We start from the raw sequence: 17282 nt of genomic DNA, 5'->3' as shown, positions 1-17282 counted from the left end.
TTATGCAGTAATATCTGCATTATCTGATTTCCTTTTACGTGAAGTACGGTATTGAGAATCATACTTGCATTATGAAATTTTCAAATCTCTATAAGATTTTTGAATGTGTGAGATGTGATAATTTTGAGATTTATGGGGAGAATACTTTAAGTAATTCTTTATTCCATAAGATAGTTAACATGAAAATTCTAAAAAATATTAATGATAATTTATTCATTACTTGTATGGATAAATTAAAATTCGCAATTAATTATATGTGATTGCAATGAAAACAGTATGATTATAGAATTCACGTTATTAAGAATTGACTGTACCAAAAATGCTTTCGCTAAAAACTGTTTTACTTATACTTAGTCGAGAGTCTATTACACACGAAGTATTTAAAGTATCGAAAGAAGGGGTTTTCAAATATGAATCGGAAGATATACCATTATCTTTTTTTTCATTTTCTAGCAATGATATAAGAAGAGATACTATATTTATTGGATTATATGGAAGTAGGCATAATGGCTCTAATTTCGCATGCGATGCTATCCGAAATGGTGCAAAAGTTGTATTAATAAACACTAAAAAGCCAATTGCTTCGTATGATTCTTTAGGGGAACATTCCGCATTCGTAATACTTACCAAAGATACGATGAGAGCGTTCTATTCTATCGCCCAATATAAGCGAAATATTATTGATGGAATAGTGATATGTATTACAGGTAGTTACGGTAAAACTACTATAAAAGAAATGATAGTGAACTCTTTAAATAGGCTCTTCGTAAGAATATACGATCAAAATCATACTTATGCTGTCGCAAATGAAGGAAATAAGAACACAATGATAAGCCTAATGCAGACTCTTTGTAATGCAAATGAAAATTTGGACTGTTTAGTACTAGAATTGGGTATGAGTTCTAGAGGTGAAATACGAAAAATGGTAACACTTGCAAAACCACACATAGCAATGTTGGTTTCTATAAGTAATGCTCATTTTCAGTCTTTTAATACTGTTCAGGATATTTGCCAAGCAAAATGTGAGATTTTTAAGCATAAAGATAGCTTATGCATACTAAATACTAATATGAATTCCTTTGAAAAAATCTATAAATCTTTGAAAAAATGTAAAAGGGAAATAGTACTTTACGGTAGTGCTAGTACAGAGTACAAACTTAGAAATTTCACTTCCCATTTAGTAGAAGATGACTTCTCTACGGATGTAGAAGCTGTTATATGTGGTAGAACAATGAAATATAAAATAGGTGATATAGGTGCACACATCGTAGAGAATAGTATCGCTTCAATCTGTGCAATTTCTTGTATATGCCGAATGCTAACTGTAGATTACGAAAACATATTATTGAGATATAATCATATATTATCTGGATTTAAAGCATTACAAGGACGTGGTGCAGCAACTTTTTGTAAAATTAAGACAGGACGCTTTTTATTACTAGACGAGTCCTATAATAATCCACCAAATGCTATTATGGCGGCAATTGATAGGGCTATTGTATTTGCAGAAGCAATGAATAGTAGGGCAATTGCAGTACTAGGAGATATGGCAGAACTCGGTACATTAGCTGAGGAAGAGCATACAAGAGCATTAACATATGTTGCAAATAGTAACTTGGAATTAGTATTTTTAATAGGTGAAAATATGGAAAAAGCACTATCCGAAATAGTTGAGAGCAAACAAAAAATTCAAATCTTTAGTACTTATAATGAACTACTAAATGAGATAAATAATACGTTGCGTGAAAACGATGTGCTAGTTGTGAAAGGAGCTAGAAATATGGCTTTAAACAGAATTGTAGAAGCCTTTATTAAAGATCCAGCACAACGATTAGTATAGAACATTTATACAAATGCTATACTTTCAATACTTTCCATGACAATGCTTATAACGTCTTCCGCTACCACATGGACACTCCGCATTACGCCTTATAACAGTTCTTTTTTCATTTAGCTCTTCTGTTATAAGTTTTTCTTCTACTTCAGAGTTCTTGTTTCTATAGTGTTTGATAATCATAAATATTTTTTCTGCCATAACATAGTTAGCATCATTCTTCATTTTTTGAAATGCATTAAATGCTTCAATATTATACTCGTGTAATGGATTTTTCTGACCATATGAACGTAAACTAATACCAACTCTTAAGTATTCTAAAAACTTCAAATGTTCTCTCCAGAAAGTGTCGAGGATACTTAGTAATGTATTTTGTATAGCAGTTAGAAAATCATCATTTTCTTCACGTAATTTTACTATAATATCGCTTACAAAATCCACTAATCCTTCAGTAATTTTTTTGGAATAACTTTTAAAATGCTGATTATCTTGCACTAGTATCTGATATCCTCCACCTATTAACTCATCTACTATGTTTTGAATTTTCTCTACGTCAAATTCATCATAACTTTCATTATATGACTGCTCCACAAGCTTTTGAAAAAATGATGTAATGGTAGAGTTAATATCATCATTTAGGAAATCTCCTCTAGTAAGATACTCTAATCGTTTTGCATATATTATTTTCCTTTGCTTATTAATGACATCATCATACTGTATCAAGTTTTTCCTAAGTTCGAAATTACGCATTTCTACTTTTTGCTGAGCTCTTTGTATAGCTTTTGTAATCCAAGGATGAGTAATTGCTTCATCCTCTCGTATTCCTAATTTCTGCAAAAACACAGATAATTTAGCGGAACCAAAAAGCTTCATCAAATCATCCTCTAACGATAAAAAGAATATACTACGTCCTGGATCACCTTGCCTTCCAGCTCTACCTCTAAGTTGCTGATCTATCCTCCTAGATTCATGTCTTTCCGTTCCTATCACAAGTAAACCACCTAATTCTTTTACTTTATTTGCATCTTCATTATGTTTATCAAATTCCTCTACCATTAACGGAGCTTTACCACCAAGCTCTATATCTGTACCTCTACCAGCCATATTAGTTGCAACTGTAACTGCCTTCAGCCTACCAGCATCACTAATAATTTCCGCCTCCTGTGCATCATGTTTTGCATTTAGCACTTTATGTGGCACACGTTCTTTCTCAAGTAAATGAGATATCAGTTCTGATCTCTCTACACTTACTGTCCCTATCAATACTGGTTGCCCCTTTAAATGAGCTTTCACAATTTCATTAACAATTGCTTTATTTTTCTCTTTTTCCGTTCTAAAAACTACATCTTCTTCATCTACTCTAATAAGTGGTTTATTTGGCGGTACCTTACGTACGTTAAGAGAATATATTTCCTGTAATTCTCGTTCTTCCGTTTTAGCTGTACCGGTCATTCCAGCAATTTTATCATACATCCTAAAATAATTTTGCAATGTAATTGATGCAATAATTTCATTCTCAGGATGTATACGCAATCCTTCTTTCGCTTCTATTGCTTGATGCAAACCATCTGAATAGCGACGTCCTTGCAACACACGTCCTGTAAATTCGTCGATAATCATTGCAGTACCATTTTTTACAATGTAATCCACATCTTTCTTAAAGAGCTTATGAGCTTTTAAAGCTTGTTCAATATAATGAAGTATGTGTAAATTTTCTGCATCATACAGTTTACTATCTTTAGCTATAAGTTTATGCTTTATTACTATATTTTCGACATTTTCTGCTCCGTCATCTGTTAGCAATACAGATTTATTTTTGTGATCTATTTCGTAACTTATCGCAGTAAAAGTAGAAACAATATCATTTATTTTAGAATAAATTGACGTATCGGTTGAGCTTGCGCCCGAAATTATTAAGGGAGTACGTCCTTCGTCTATCAATATACTATCCGCCTCGTCAATAATAGCATAGTAATGTTGCTCTTGTACCATATCTATCAATTTGTAATGCAGGTGATCTCGTAAATGATCAAATCCAAATTCACTATTGGTACCATAAATTATATCGCTTCTATACGCAGCTCTTTTTTCAGTATTACTCATAGAACTTAGTATACATGATACTGATAATCCCAAGAAATTATAAATTCTCCCCATTAACTCTGAATCTCTACCTGCTAAGTAAGAATTTGTAGTAATTATATGTACACCTTTCTCTAGTAGTGCATTTAATACAGCAGAAAGAGTAGCAACCAACGTTTTACCTTCTCCAGTAGGCATTTCTGCTATATCCCCATCATGCAAAATTATCCCTCCGATGAGCTGAACATCAAAATGTCTTTTTCCTATACTGCGTATACTAGCTTCCCTCACAAGAGCGAACGTCTCCGGAAGCACCTCGTTTAAAACACAACCATTGCTAATCTTCTGTTTTATTAGAGGTATGTATGAGGATATTTCAGCATCCGCCATTTTTTGAAATGTCTCTTCTAATGCATTAATCTGCCTTACTACCTCATAAGCATTATTAATATACTTTTTATCGCCATTTCCCAAGAAAAAACGTTTTAGAAATTTCAGAAACATGCTAAAAAATATAATAATATGCACAAACATCACATGAAGGTAGCATCTCACACATGTTAGAATTTTACAATAACTTACATATCTTAAGTTCGGTATTATCATACCGCTCTTCATCATACATTAAGCACATTAAACCATCCTTATGCTCTTCCAATATAGTACCAACTAATTTATCCTTGTAGTACACGGATAACCTTTCTGTGTTACCAGAATAATCAAAGGAAGAAGTATAAGAAGGAATGTTAAGTAGTACAATCTTTTTCTTGGAGTTTCCTAAAAACTTAACTCTCGTTGTAATTTCTTGTCCTATAAAGCATCCTTTGGTGTAAGAAACTCCAATATCAGAGAAGCCCATCTCATGAGGGTAAAATTCATCTGAATAAAAACCGTTACCAAAAGAAGGGATACGATTCTGAAACAGAATTCGGCTATAATTCATGAAATATGAATCAAATACTTTTTCATGTTGCGACGAAGCAACTTCTATATTCGTAGACATGATACCTCTAAACCATAATTGTGTGCCTCTTGGATCTTTAGAATAGTGTGAAATACGACATTTATTAAATATTTTATTCTTTCCGATACAATTGCAATAATCATTCAAATTAAAAGGCTCATTACTTAAAATAACAAATGCTTTTTCATGCTTTATATCTACATTACTCCTTAAAACATATTTCTTCATGTCTAACAAAAGTTTTTCTAAGAATTTACTCGAAACATCAAGCGTAAAACACTCATCAGAATCTTTATAAAGAAAAAAATCGTATAATATTTTTCCACGTGGGGATAATAGGAAAGCATATACAGCTTTACCACAAGAAGCTTCGTGTACGTCGTTAGTTAGCATATTTTGAAGGAAAGTAGAAGCATCTAGGCCACATACTGACAATACTGTTCTCCTTTCATCTACTAAAAGTACTTCTTTAGCTATCATTATAAAATAATCTTTCGTAAAAAATACCGAATTTTCCGCACCATATTATCGGTAATAACATGCATTGCTCCTCTGTCTATAAAAAGTTCATAGTTTATACACCTTCCTTTTAATGCACTCAGCGATATTTTCATATCTTGGATTGGTATTACGTTGTCGAGATCTCCATGACAAAAAAGAATTGATGTTTTTTTGTTCAAATCATCAGCCCTAGATGGATTTATTGTTAATGCAGGAGTTAAGATGAGTCCAGATAGTCCTATAATTGCCCTCGGTACCCTTGGTAAAATTTTAGCTAATTCCCATGCTAACATTGCCCCTTGTGAAAATCCACTAAGGATAATATTCTCCTCTAGCACGTCGTATTCTTTTGCTTTTTCTAGTATACGAGGTAAAAACTTAGAAGCCGCTGCACAAGCAAGTTCCTGCATTATATATCGAGTGTTATTTCGTAATGAAAACCACATACGAGCACCTTCGTGCCAAGGCATATCCTCGAACGGCTCAATTCCATCTGGAGAAATTATATCGACGTTACTAAGTCCTTCTATAAAAGAAAGTGCCATATTTCTCATATTAGAACCATTAGAACCGTATCCATGGAATGAAAAGAGAAGATATCTTCGCATAAACACCAATCCATACAGGTTAAATAAAGAGTATGGTGGGCTTAAGAGGAGTTGAACCTCTGACCTCACGCTTATCAGGCGTGCGCTCTAACCACCTGAGCTATAAGCCCTATGCAATAAGATAACCTATACGAATACCTAGAAATTTCAAGTACTATAGCTAAACAATCCAACGTAAGTTATATACCTACGTTTTGAAACACCTTTTCTACGTCGTCTAAATTGTAGAGAGCGTCCAGCATTTTCCTTATAACATCCATATTATCGCTCTCCAATTTTACTATAAAAGTTGGACGCCATTCTATCTCCCACTCCTTAGGGGTACCAAAAGTATTAAGTAACACTTCTATAATATCGTGTAACGCATCCCATTCAGTAGTTAATTCGTAAAATGACTCTAATTCCACACAATCTATTACATGAGGAACGAGAGCTCTTTCAATAAAAGTATCGTACGATGTTGATTTATTATATAGTAATACCCCAACTCTATTAAACATATGAGAAACACTTCCAAGCTCTCCTAAGTTACCTCCAAATTTACTAAAAACTGCTCTTATCTCTCCTGCAGTTCTATTTCTATTATCCGTAATAGTTTCAATAATTACTGGTACACCATATGGTCCATATCCTTCATATCTTACTTCTTCTTCATTATCTGATGCTCCTTCCTTACTTTCTATAGCATTTAATATTACATCCTTTGGTATATTTTCTTCTTTTCCTAAGGCAAGAGCAGTTTTTAATCTAGGATTTGATGATGGATCACTACCAAAGGTGAGGGCACCTTTTATTAGTTTTACAATTTTGGTAAATGTACGAGCTTTTTTCCTATCCTGTGCACTTTTTCTATGCATTATATTTTTGAATTTAGAATGCCCAGCCATCTTTAATGTGTAATTTTATCAATCATTTCCTGCATTATTGATATAGATTTCACGATAGTAGGATCGGTATTAGCGCCGCTTAACATCGCATCTAAAGCACAATCCAATTCTATGCTACTATCTTGCTCACCTGCATCATCTACTTTACTATTATCCAAACTTAAAAGAAATGATGTATTATTGAATGAAGTAGATTGGTTCATTTTATCATTTTTTATCTTATTGTACAAAACATCTGAAGTATCGATTTCAAATGGAATTTCAATATCTGGGGCAATACCAACTCCATTTATAGACGTGCCGGAAGGCGATAAAAATGTCGAAATTGTAAGGGTAATCCCAAAATCTTGAATTGGAAAAAGTTCTTGTATCGAACCCTTACCAAAAGTTCTAGAACCTATAAGTATAGCTCTTTTATTATGCTTTAATCCTGCAATTACAACTTCTGATGATGAAGCAGAAAGTCTATTCATTAACACTATCATAGGCCGTCCTCCTATAATATCGTCAAAGTTACTAGAGTATATAGTATTTATCATGCCATCTCCTTCTGATATTTTAATAATTGGCAGATTTTTATTGAGGAATAGATTAACCGTATTTATACCTTCATTTAATAAACCGCCATTATTATATCTAAGATCTAAGATTATACCTTTAATTGTATTATCTCGAAGAGCTTTTTCTATTTCACTTTTCAGTTGTGTAGATAATGAATGAGCAAATGTATATATCTTTATGTATAGAATTTGAGATCTATTAGCTATTTTCCTAATGTAAAACTGCTCCCTCTTAATTTCTGCACTTTGTAGTGCTAATTCTCTAGTATTACTTCCCCTTAAGATACGAAGTACTACCTTCCTCTCAGAACTCATTTTTTCCCTTATCATAGGTATGGAAAGAGTCTCTAATTTATGATTGTCAATTTGTAAAATTATATCATTTCTTTGTATACCAGCTCTGTATGCAGGGCTATTATGCATTACGTATTTTACTCTTCCTAAATCTTCTTTATCAAAGGAGTATACTATACCAAGTCCTATAACAGAAGAACTCAATTTATCTCTAAAGATCTTTAATTCAGAGTTTGATATAAACTTGGAATCACAGTCTAAAGATTTAAAAATTCCATTAACCGCAGCTTCGATAATTTTCTCTCTTGGAAGCGTCGTTATGTAATTGCTCTCTATTGTTCTTATTACTCCAATCAAACCAGATTCTCCTACTTCTGCAGAAAATGCTGTTTTTGATAATAATATACTAGACATAAGCAAAATCCGACAAAATTCTACCACTGATATTTTGTAAAAAAATGAATTCACATCATCTCACGTATATGAACATATTGCTACACTTTCAAGTACATAGTACGACTTGGTATTTTCCATACATGAACAAGAACAATATTTCATAAATTATTATGCGAATCAATACGCTCTACCAAAGAGCGTTAACATTCCATCTTCTACACCACTAAAAATACATCTTCCTTTTTTAACTTTTTCCTCTAATGGCATGCAGCGCGGGGTAATATGATACTTTTCCTTTAGCATTTTTTCCGTATCTTTATCCTCTTTCCAAAAGGCTTTGATAAAACCAACATCATTTTTTTCGTTATCAAGCATCTCTAAAAATTCACTTTTTGAATTTACAAAGATCGTGTTTTGATCGGTAAACTCTCGAGTTTTACATAACATGCTATTCTGCATTTCTGACAAAATATTAATGACCTTTTCTAAAAATTCTGCCTTATTAAAAATTATTTTGTGAGAAGGGGAATTATCTCTCTTTCCAACACATAGACTTTGATTTATGAGCTCTTTTTCTCCAATTTCTAACCTGATTGGTACGCCTTTCTTTATCCAACTCCAAATCTTATTACCAGTACTTTTCACTGAAGTATCAATGAGTATTTTAATTGATTCGTTACAGAATTTAGTTTCTTTTAACTCAAGCATAACAGATTCACAATATTGCATAATATTACTTCTATGTTCCTCATTATGAACGATTGGAATGATAACTATGTGAAGTGGGGCTATTTTAGGAGGCAACACTAAACCATCATCGTCACTATGCGACATTATAAGACCACCGATTAGCCTTGTGGATACACCCCAAGAAGTTGTCCAAGCGAATTCTTCTCTTCCGGAGGATGATAAAAATTTAATTTTGAATGCCTTCGAAAAAGTCTGTCCCAGAAAATGAGATGTACCTGCTTGTAGTGCTTTTTTATCTTGCATCATTGCTTCTATACAATACGTATTCTCGGCGCCGGGAAATTTTTCTCCTTCCGTCTTCTCTCCGACTATTACTGACATTGCTAAAAATTCTTCAACAAATACTTTATAAACATCTAACATTTTACTCGTTTCCTCCATTGCCTCTACAGCAGTGGCATGTGCTGTATGTCCTTCTTGCCATAAAAATTCACTCGTTCGAAGAAATATCCGAGGACGCATTTCCCATCTGACTATATTAGCCCACTGATTACCAAGTATTGGTAAATCTCTATATGAATTAATCCATCTTGCAAAAGCTTCACCTATTACAACTTCAGATGTAGGTCTCACTACTAATGGCTCTTCTAACTCACCACTTGGTACTAACTTATTTTGAGAATCTACCTCCAATCTATGATGTGTAACGATCGCACACTCCTTTGCAAACCCATCTATATGCTCAGCTTCTCTAGCCATATAGCTTAGCGGAATAAACATAGGAAAATAGAAATTTTGGTGACCAGTTTCTTTTATCCTTTTATCGAGTTCCTTTTGTATATTTTCCCATATAGCATATCCCCATGGCTTTATAATCATACATCCCCTTACTGGTGAATTTTCAGCTAAATCAGCCATTTTAACGACTTCTTGATACCATTGTGAATAATCTTCAGCTCTGGTAGGACTGATTGCATTTTTGCTTGATAATGACATACGCTTCTATAATCTTTTTCTTACAAAAGCAGTATATAGGAAATGTACGATTGTCAATTCGATATAAGCAAATCTCTTTTTACCATGCGTAAAATTTTTTTCTTAGTTAGTAAAATAGCGATAGTTACTTCATACTACCTGTTGAATAAATTGTATTTTCCTTTATACTCCACCTCATAGTACACGTAAAAAAATCATATAGGTTAGCACAATGAAGCAAGCTAAATCTCAGAGACATGATACTTTGCAAGAAGAAGTAGTATCCGTTAGTAGAGTTGTAAAGGTTGTAAAGGGAGGACGACGTTTTTCCTTTCGCGCACTGGTTGTTGTTGGAGATAGGAGAGGGAGTGTAGGAATTGGTTTGGGAAAGGCTAATGAAGTTTCCGATGCTAAAGCTAAGGCAGCTCATTCTGCACGTAGCAATATGGTTAGAATTCATCTCAGAGATGGTAGAACATTGCATCATATCGTAGAATCTAAAAGCGGTGCTACTAAGGTGTTAATGAGACCAGCACAACATGGTGCTGGCGTGATAGCAGGCCCATCTTTGCGTGCTTTTCTTGAAGTTTTAGGAGTGAAGGATGTGGTGTCAAAATGCATAGGTAGCACTAATCCATTCACCGTATTGTCAGCGGCAAAGAAAGCTCTGTTGCAGAGCAGATCACCAAGAGCGATTGCAATGGCAAGAGGAATACCTGCTTCCTATATCTTTAGAAATAGAACGGATTATGGCAAACTCCCTCAAGAAGAAAATGATAACAATGCTTCTGAAGTAACCGACACAAAGGCATCTGAATAGTTTGACACAGTATTTTTGTTATATCTGTTGTGAGTAATACTAGAGTATTTCTTTTCGTTATAGCAATTCCTATGTTGCTCGGTATTTTCCTTTTTAGACAAAAACCTATAAATATCAGACATGAGGAAAGCGGAGCTCTGGAGATTGCTAGAGTTGGTTGGTGTTGGAGGTACTTTTATTTTGCATGGCTTGTGCCGCTAATTCGAGGAGAGCGATTTAGCTTATTTATCGGCTCATTATTACTTTTTACACCATGTGCTCTGATAAAAGATGACTTTGGAAAATTTCTCTCTTTTATTTCTTTATGGTATTTCTCCAATTTGATTATGTCATTCCTATATAATAAGCAACATATTACAAGGTTACTCATGAATGGTTGGGTATTAGATGACATACCAGAAGTAGAAGAGTTCGCTCGTAAAAAACTAAATATCCGTAATCCTCACATAAAAATATAGCTGAAGGAAGTTTTTTATTATGCTGTAGAGTAGTAAGTATGATAGGATGTTGCTCGTTAAAAATTCATATTATATTTCTTCTTGATATCTTACGTATCCATCACATTTTATCTTCTATTCCAAATGCGTTCAATAGAACTCACATATTTATAGAAAATCTACTAAAGACTTCTTGCGTTATTATCTTTTTTTAGAATTTTTCCCTCTAAAATTAAAGTAATTAAAGCATATATAAATAGATTTATAGGAATATTTATCGAATCACACTTTTTTGATACAATATAAAATGTAAATTAATTATGACTTTACAGTTTAGTTGTAATTTAATATAATTGATATAATTTAATTGATATTAATACGCTCTGATGCAAAAAAAAGATATTAAAAAAAGTGAGATGCAGATCCTCATAGAGAATGCACTTAAGAATGGAGAGAAAGAGTTAGATTTCGAAAAATTTAGCAAAAAGCAGATACAAGAAGTATTATTAAGTGATATAGATTTTTCTGGTTGTACTATCAAAAACCTCAATTGCGCTGCTTCTATATTTGAAAATTGCAAATTTAATGGAACACATTTCCAAAACTCTAGCCTCACTAACTGTGCTTTTCCAGATTCTGATTTTTCTGGAGCTATAATAGATTCATCACGTAATACAAATAATCTTTTTATCATTAACGAAAAGGAAAATTTTCCTCCCTCATTACAAATTGCACGGAATAATATTACTGAAAAACAAGATGATAAAGGTTTTCTCGGTGGATTAATAGGAAAAGTAACAGATGCGGCAAAAGCAGTGACGAATTTAAGGGTAAATATCTTTACAAAAAACACTAAAATTCCAAAGGAAGACCTTTTCTCTACTACAATATTCGACGCAAAACAAAAATCTTCTCCAGATTGGGTGTTTGACAACAATTTACAAAAAATGCATCAGGAAACAATAAAAGAAAAAAATGCAAATGTTGCAAATTATCTCGAAGAATTATGGACGACAATGAATTCACGAAACAATAAAAAACCTACCATTCCTAATTTTGCGAAAATTGTAGAAAAAGATATGTCTTCAGAAGAAATGAATGTATTATCGGGTGCGCAAAAATTTATGAATAGTCCTAATATATCAGATGAAGTAGCAGAAAAGGTGTGGCAAACAATGCAGAAATACAATGCCGCAAAAACGGAACTTGTTATTGCCAAAAACGATATAAGAGAAACACAATTAAAATATGTAGAAAAAGAAAAATTAGAGATTGAGCCAAAAACTCAGTATTCAATCCAAAACGAAATCGAAATAGGCAAAACTTATAAGAACTGTGTATTTATTAATTCAAAGATACTAAATTCTGCTAAAGAAGGTAATAAAGAAACTGTATTTGAAAATTGCGTATTCTTAGATGATACTAAAATCACAGATAAAATCGGAACTATGAAATTTATTGGATGTAAAAATACAATGGACTATGAAGTAAAAAAATGCATAGAAGATAATATAGCTCAGAAAGCAGATGATATTGTTAAACTTCGAAATACTACAGATAGTAACGGTGATATATTTTTAGAGCCAAATGAAGATGGGCTTTATCTATCTATTGAAGAACAGAAAATGGAAGCAATTAACTCACTTACAAAAGAATTCTTTAGCAAATTACCTAAAGAAGGTGGGCAATTGCGTTTTTCTGATTGTTCTTGCAATGAAATTGAATTTAAAGACTCTAAGCTACCAATTAAGTTGAATAATGTTAATGCTAAAGATATAAAGCTTTCAGGTTCATTAATGCCAAACTCATCATTTACGTCTATAAAGGCTGATAATTTCGAAGTAAAAGACTCTAAGCTACAATGTGGAGAATTCGAGAAATGTCGTTTTAATACTCTTCAAGTAAAAGACTCTAATATGCAACTTATAAAAATTGATGACAGTAATAAAATAAAAAATAAAATAGTAATAAATAATACTGATATGGGGATGGGGATAATAGCACCTACCATTAATAAAAAAGCTACTATATCATTAGAAGATCAAGATACCATAGCATTAAAATTAGATAAAAGGATAAAAAGTGCTATAAAGGATAAAAGTGTCGTTGTAGAGTATAAAGATTTAGAAAAAAGAAAAAAATTAGTGAAATTTTACGATTATGGTACAAAAACTTCTCAGACAGTAGAAACTGCAGCAACAGTTGCAACAATTAATGAAGTTTTCGATAAGTTTAATATTGGAGGATTAGGAAAAGCAACTGCTTTACTTACTGGATTAACGGTGAAAGCATATCAGGCAAAATACCAGTCTAAAGAGATAGGAGAAAGAGAAAAAGCAATTGTAGTAGCTGCTATAGCAGATGAAGTATCTAATAACATTGGAAAATATATGGCAAAATTTGCATTATACTGTGCTGTCTCATCTCTTGCACAAGAATCATTAGGCGGAAATGTAAATGCAACAGGAAAGCTACTTGCTATTACAGCGGTTAGTAAAGAAATAGTAGAAAAAGCAACAGAGAGCAAAATGCACGATAAATTATTAGAAGGAAAAGAAAATCCTGAAAAAGTTTTCGATAGTGCAACACGAAAAATTGCAACAAAAGCAGTTGCAGCAACCGCTGTAATGATAGCTGCAGCTGCATTTACAAAAATAACTGCTATTACTGTAGGTACGGTTGCACTTGCTACGCTTACTTATAATAAAATAAAAAACTACAAAGTTCGTAAGTTCAATATAAAGCAACAGAATCAGTCAATAGCACAATCTGAAGGAAAGGGCGTTATTAATCCACCCCCATCTTCTCCTTCACTCACTCGGTAGAATATAAAACACTAGTAACAATATATACACGTTCATTTATTACAATATCATCTCCAACTGCTCTACCTATCATAGATCTACCTACTGGTGAATAAACAGATATCATACCTTTCTCAGGATCTGCTTCATAATTACCAGCAATAGTATACTTCATCTTTACTTTTGGTTCATCCTCACTTTCAAGCTCCACTGTCGCTCCGAATCTTATAATATCGGTATCTGAATTTGGTATTATAACTTCAGCACGGTTAAACTTATTCTCTAGATCGGCTATTTTACTCTCTATCATGCTCTGCTTTTCGATAGCTGCATGATATTCTGCATTTTCAGAAAGATCGCCATGAGATCTAGCTTCTGAAATAGCTGCCACTATAGAAGTTCTATCTATTGTTTTAAGACGCTGTAGTTCCTCCTTTAAAGAATTGTAACCTTTCTGCGTAATCAAAAATCTTTCCATATAAAAGGTTTAGTTAACGTGTTTAGTGAGCATATATAATTCATAATACTATACCTTAAACGCTATATGATCAATATTTTATCATATGGCTAAATATCAGTGATTCAGCATATATAAAAAAACTTAATTATAAAATTCTGGAAATATTGTTTTTTTTGTGACTATAAACTCCGCAGTATCGCATCATTATCTTCATAACAACTTGGAAAGCAATGTAGTACGATAAATGAACTGCATTTCTTAAAAATTTTTTATGTCTACTAGCTGATAAAAGAAATAATAATCCAGCTATTTTCATAAATCTTGACAATTATCGCCTCTTATATTTGGCCTACAATTACATTTAGAAGCGGAGTATAGGAGTGGAATTTCGATACATTAGTAACATTAAAAGTAGTGGACTAAAGCGAATATAACCATATTTCAAAACATAAATGAAATTTGTTTAATGTAAGTACGAATATGATAGAATTTTTTTAAGCTAGTTCTAAAATTCTAACTCACATCTAGCTATATTATTCATAAAATATTCATTTGATTACTTGCTTAAAAAAATAAATGGAACTGTTGAACGATTTGTGCTAATAATGTTGACATGGTAATTAATTAATAATTAATATGGATTTATCAAATCTAAAGCTTCTGCAGGAGTATACGCTCGATGTAGTTTCAGAATGGCTTAAGCAGGAATACATCGATTTTGCTGCGGCTATTGATTTTGGAGAGTTGTTAAATGTCGATTATGCAGACTTGATCTTTGGCAACCAGCTGGATGTTTCATTAGATTTTTCGGATTTTCAAATGATTTCGGATTTTTGAAATAACGCTGTAAAAAATTGCATTGAGAGTAAAGTAGAAAAAAGAACTTTCGGATAGGAGATCTAGCTTCTGAAATAGCTGCCACTATAGAAGTTCTATCTATTGTTTTAAGACGCTGTAGTTCCTCTTTTAAAGAATTGTAACCTTTCTGCGTAATCAAAAATCTTTCCATATAAAAGGTTTAGTTAACGTGTTTAGTGAGCATCCTTAAGCGCTATTATAATTTCATAATATTTCTCGGTCATTTCCTCATCACTAGCTCTTGGCAATCATTGAAGGAGTGGGGATAGAAAAGTTTAAAAATGAATGAAATTATTCTAACTGACTGCAGTAATTTAACTTCACAAAAATTAAGTGTAATAATTGATATGTGGGATAAGTTCGATGAACTTTCGGATAAATACTATAATTCAGATACAAACTTTCGGGGCAACTCGATAGACTTGAGTATAAATGCGATAAGATCGATGAACTTGAGGCTAAGGGGAATGGTTGTGCTTTATTCACTATCATAATAGTTATCCTCATCTATCATTGGCTAACGAAGTGAGGAAAGATATAATTAAGTAAAAATTATAGCAGGCTGGAAAAAGACTGATGAAGCTAGATTTTAACTATGATATTCTTTTAAGATAAGCTACTACCACACTCAATATTTCTACTCTTACGCATAAGAGTAGAAATATTTTCTATTTATTATAGCGTTGAAATTACGTCCAAGACGATACACAGCTTTTAATTCTCATTCTACAAACTTAATGATATCAAAGATCTGATAAATCATTATCTGAATCATGAATTTCATCTCCAGCGACAGTATACTGACTTTGCTCTAAGCTAGGTGCTTGTTGTTGGTTATGCTGTAAGTTAGATGAGTTGCTAGGAGCAATACATCCTTGACTCTGCAATATTATCTGTGCCTCCTCTATAAAAATAGGCCTCGCTATTGAAGACATCGCAGCATTTATACCTTCATCAAACTGCAAAAACTCAGGCATAAAATATGCTTGCCCTTTGAGCGTACTGCACAATTCATTAACAGCACTTTCTAATCCAGGTAAGTAAGGTATCTGTGGATAGTTTTGGGCTAACTCCCTCGGAGAAACTACCCCTTCTTTCTGAAGAATAGATTGTAAGATTTTAGATGAGTAGAGTAATATTTTATTGCAAGATTTACGAATACTTTCACGTATAACATCGTGATTAAGGAAATCTTTATTGCCTTCAGGGCTAGTTTTAGTTAACATTAATATATAATAAATATTGATATTTGATAATTGTACGTGATAAAGAACTATTAAGAAATTATCAATTGAATAAGATAAAAAGAAATTTCTAAAATATCGTAAACGGATCACTCATCAAATGTGTTCACCTTTGAAGAATTGACGAAGAGTTTTTTTTTATAATCTCAAAGCCAATTATACACCAAAACATGAACACATTTACTGACAATATTATCAACTCTCATTCTACAAACTTAATGATATCAAAGATCTGATAAATCATTATCTGAATCGCGAGTTTCATCTCCAGCAATAGTATACTGGCTTTGCTCTAAGCTAGGTGCTTGTTGTTGGTTATGTTGCAAGTTAGACGAGTTGTTAGGAGCAATACATCCTCGACTTTGTAGCATCATCTGCGCTTCTTCCATGAAAATAGGCCTCGCTATTGAAGACATCATCGCACTTACTCTTTCATCATCTTGCATAACATCTGGGATGAAATGTGCGTTCCCTTGGATGGTATCACATAACTCAAAAACGCTAAACGATAATATAGGTAACTGTCGTATCTCTGGATAATTTTGCATTAATTCGGCACGAGAAACTACTCCGTTTTTCTGAAAAATAAATTTTAAAATTTCGGATGAACAGAGCAATATTTCAGCGCAAGATTTATGAATACTTTGACGTATTACATCGGGATCGTAGAAATTTTTAATACCTGGAGGATTAGTTCTTCTTTGCATAATAGTAAATAAATATTGATACTTAGTAATTGTACGCGATAAAGAACTATTAAGAAATTATCAATTGAATAAGATAAAAAGAATCTACAAATCACCAAGAGAAAGCACAATCACTAAACTCCAAAGGACGTAGCATTGAGTGGAGAATACCACACTATCTC

Annotated in this window: 14 protein-coding genes, 1 tRNA gene and 1 pseudogene; 5 read left to right on the top strand and 11 right to left on the bottom strand. The window is 32.8% G+C overall.

Features of this window, described 5'->3' with window-relative positions; genetic code table 11:
• Positions 1-319: 319 nt before the first annotated feature.
• Complete coding sequence (locus Fokcrypt_RS02305) at positions 320-1840, top strand: UDP-N-acetylmuramoyl-tripeptide--D-alanyl-D-alanine ligase (protein WP_323721928.1); 1521 nt, start codon at positions 320-322, stop codon at positions 1838-1840.
• A 24-nt stretch (positions 1841-1864) separates the two neighbouring features.
• Here Fokcrypt_RS02305 and secA read toward each other — a convergent pair whose 3' ends face one another.
• The 7 genes from secA to proS all read right to left on the bottom strand — a co-directional run bounded on the left by secA (position 1865) and on the right by proS (position 9812).
• On the bottom strand, positions 1865-4420 hold the full coding sequence (gene secA, locus Fokcrypt_RS02300) for a preprotein translocase subunit SecA (protein WP_323721927.1): 2556 nt from the start codon (positions 4418-4420) through the stop codon (positions 1865-1867).
• A gap of 64 nt (positions 4421-4484) precedes the next feature.
• Positions 4485-5360 carry a CAF17-like 4Fe-4S cluster assembly/insertion protein YgfZ gene (ygfZ, locus tag Fokcrypt_RS02295; RefSeq protein ID WP_323721926.1) on the bottom strand — a complete coding sequence of 292 codons (876 nt, stop codon included), beginning with the start codon at positions 5358-5360 and terminating at the stop codon, positions 4485-4487.
• Positions 5360-5989 (bottom strand): alpha/beta hydrolase, encoded by a 630-nt coding sequence (locus Fokcrypt_RS02290; RefSeq protein WP_323721925.1) that lies wholly within the window; start codon positions 5987-5989, stop codon positions 5360-5362. Before Fokcrypt_RS02290 ends, ygfZ begins: the two co-directional genes overlap by 1 nt.
• Positions 5990-6022: 33 nt before the next feature.
• Positions 6023-6099, bottom strand: a tRNA-Ile gene (locus Fokcrypt_RS02285).
• Positions 6100-6168: 69 nt separating this feature from the next.
• Positions 6169-6876, bottom strand: coding sequence for a YebC/PmpR family DNA-binding transcriptional regulator (locus Fokcrypt_RS02280; protein ID WP_323721924.1), 708 nt, complete (start codon positions 6874-6876; stop codon positions 6169-6171).
• 2 nt (positions 6877-6878) lie between these two features.
• Positions 6879-8144: a S41 family peptidase gene (locus Fokcrypt_RS02275; RefSeq protein ID WP_323721923.1), complete on the bottom strand. Its 1266-nt coding sequence runs from the start codon at positions 8142-8144 to the stop codon at positions 6879-6881.
• A gap of 159 nt (positions 8145-8303) precedes the next feature.
• Positions 8304-9812, bottom strand: coding sequence for a proline--tRNA ligase (gene proS, locus Fokcrypt_RS02270; RefSeq protein WP_323721922.1), 1509 nt, complete (start codon positions 9810-9812; stop codon positions 8304-8306).
• A gap of 211 nt (positions 9813-10023) precedes the next feature.
• Between proS and rpsE the strand changes: the two genes are divergently transcribed.
• The 3 genes from rpsE (at position 10024) to Fokcrypt_RS02255 (ending at position 13873) form a co-directional block, all read left to right on the top strand.
• Positions 10024-10611: a 30S ribosomal protein S5 gene (gene rpsE / locus Fokcrypt_RS02265; RefSeq protein WP_323721921.1), complete on the top strand. Its 588-nt coding sequence runs from the start codon at positions 10024-10026 to the stop codon at positions 10609-10611.
• Positions 10612-10640: 29 nt separating this feature from the next.
• Positions 10641-11069 (top strand): hypothetical protein, encoded by a 429-nt coding sequence (locus Fokcrypt_RS02260; RefSeq protein WP_323721920.1) that lies wholly within the window; start codon positions 10641-10643, stop codon positions 11067-11069.
• 365 nt (positions 11070-11434) lie between these two features.
• Positions 11435-13873, top strand: a complete 2439-nt coding sequence (locus Fokcrypt_RS02255) for a pentapeptide repeat-containing protein (RefSeq protein WP_323721919.1) — start codon at positions 11435-11437, stop codon at positions 13871-13873.
• On the opposite strand, the gene greA is transcribed toward Fokcrypt_RS02255, so the two are convergent.
• Positions 13863-14330: a transcription elongation factor GreA gene (gene greA, locus Fokcrypt_RS02250; protein WP_323721918.1), complete on the bottom strand. Its 468-nt coding sequence runs from the start codon at positions 14328-14330 to the stop codon at positions 13863-13865. The genes Fokcrypt_RS02255 and greA overlap by 11 nt on opposite strands.
• A gap of 618 nt (positions 14331-14948) precedes the next feature.
• Here greA and Fokcrypt_RS02245 point away from each other — a divergent pair.
• Positions 14949-15149 carry a hypothetical protein gene (locus Fokcrypt_RS02245; protein ID WP_323721917.1) on the top strand — a complete coding sequence of 67 codons (201 nt, stop codon included), beginning with the start codon at positions 14949-14951 and terminating at the stop codon, positions 15147-15149.
• Between the two features lie 70 nt (positions 15150-15219).
• Here the strand turns inward: Fokcrypt_RS02245 and Fokcrypt_RS03605 are convergent.
• The 3 genes and pseudogenes from Fokcrypt_RS03605 to Fokcrypt_RS02235 all read right to left on the bottom strand — a co-directional run.
• Positions 15220-15321, bottom strand: a pseudogene (locus tag Fokcrypt_RS03605) (hypothetical protein); the annotation flags it as partial.
• Between the two features lie 592 nt (positions 15322-15913).
• The gene (locus tag Fokcrypt_RS02240) at positions 15914-16396 is read right to left on the bottom strand and encodes a hypothetical protein (RefSeq protein ID WP_323721916.1); all 483 of its coding nucleotides are present in this window, start codon (positions 16394-16396) and stop codon (positions 15914-15916) included.
• Between the two features lie 242 nt (positions 16397-16638).
• Positions 16639-17121 carry a hypothetical protein gene (locus tag Fokcrypt_RS02235; RefSeq protein WP_323721915.1) on the bottom strand — a complete coding sequence of 161 codons (483 nt, stop codon included), beginning with the start codon at positions 17119-17121 and terminating at the stop codon, positions 16639-16641.
• Positions 17122-17282: the final 161 nt, after the last annotated feature.

The sequence above is a fragment of the Candidatus Fokinia cryptica genome (genome assembly GCF_034359305.1).
Lineage (GTDB): Bacteria > Pseudomonadota > Alphaproteobacteria > Rickettsiales > Midichloriaceae > Fokinia > Fokinia crypta.
Note: the sequence above shows the minus strand (reverse complement) of the source record. Positions and strands in the feature narration are given on the sequence as shown.

Bases quoted from the DNA above. Each gene is read 5' to 3' on its own strand.
- ygfZ (WP_323721926.1), bottom strand. From the start codon at position 5,360: ATGATAGCTAAAGAAGTACTTTTAGTAGATGAAAGGAGAACAGTATTG.
- Fokcrypt_RS02255 (WP_323721919.1), top strand. From the start codon at position 11,435: ATGCAAAAAAAAGATATTAAAAAAAGTGAGATGCAGATCCTCATAGAG.
- rpsE (WP_323721921.1), top strand. From the start codon at position 10,024: ATGAAGCAAGCTAAATCTCAGAGACATGATACTTTGCAAGAAGAAGTA.
- greA (WP_323721918.1), bottom strand. From the start codon at position 14,330: ATGGAAAGATTTTTGATTACGCAGAAAGGTTACAATTCTTTAAAGGAG.
- Fokcrypt_RS02275 (WP_323721923.1), bottom strand. From the start codon at position 8,144: ATGTCTAGTATATTATTATCAAAAACAGCATTTTCTGCAGAAGTAGGA.
- secA (WP_323721927.1), bottom strand. From the start codon at position 4,420: ATGTTTCTGAAATTTCTAAAACGTTTTTTCTTGGGAAATGGCGATAAA.
- Fokcrypt_RS02305 (WP_323721928.1), top strand. From the start codon at position 320: ATGCTTTCGCTAAAAACTGTTTTACTTATACTTAGTCGAGAGTCTATT.
- proS (WP_323721922.1), bottom strand. From the start codon at position 9,812: ATGTCATTATCAAGCAAAAATGCAATCAGTCCTACCAGAGCTGAAGAT.
- Fokcrypt_RS02240 (WP_323721916.1), bottom strand. From the start codon at position 16,396: ATGTTAACTAAAACTAGCCCTGAAGGCAATAAAGATTTCCTTAATCAC.
- Fokcrypt_RS02280 (WP_323721924.1), bottom strand. From the start codon at position 6,876: ATGGCTGGGCATTCTAAATTCAAAAATATAATGCATAGAAAAAGTGCA.
- Fokcrypt_RS02245 (WP_323721917.1), top strand. From the start codon at position 14,949: ATGGATTTATCAAATCTAAAGCTTCTGCAGGAGTATACGCTCGATGTA.
- Fokcrypt_RS02235 (WP_323721915.1), bottom strand. From the start codon at position 17,121: ATGCAAAGAAGAACTAATCCTCCAGGTATTAAAAATTTCTACGATCCC.
- Fokcrypt_RS02290 (WP_323721925.1), bottom strand. From the start codon at position 5,989: ATGCGAAGATATCTTCTCTTTTCATTCCATGGATACGGTTCTAATGGT.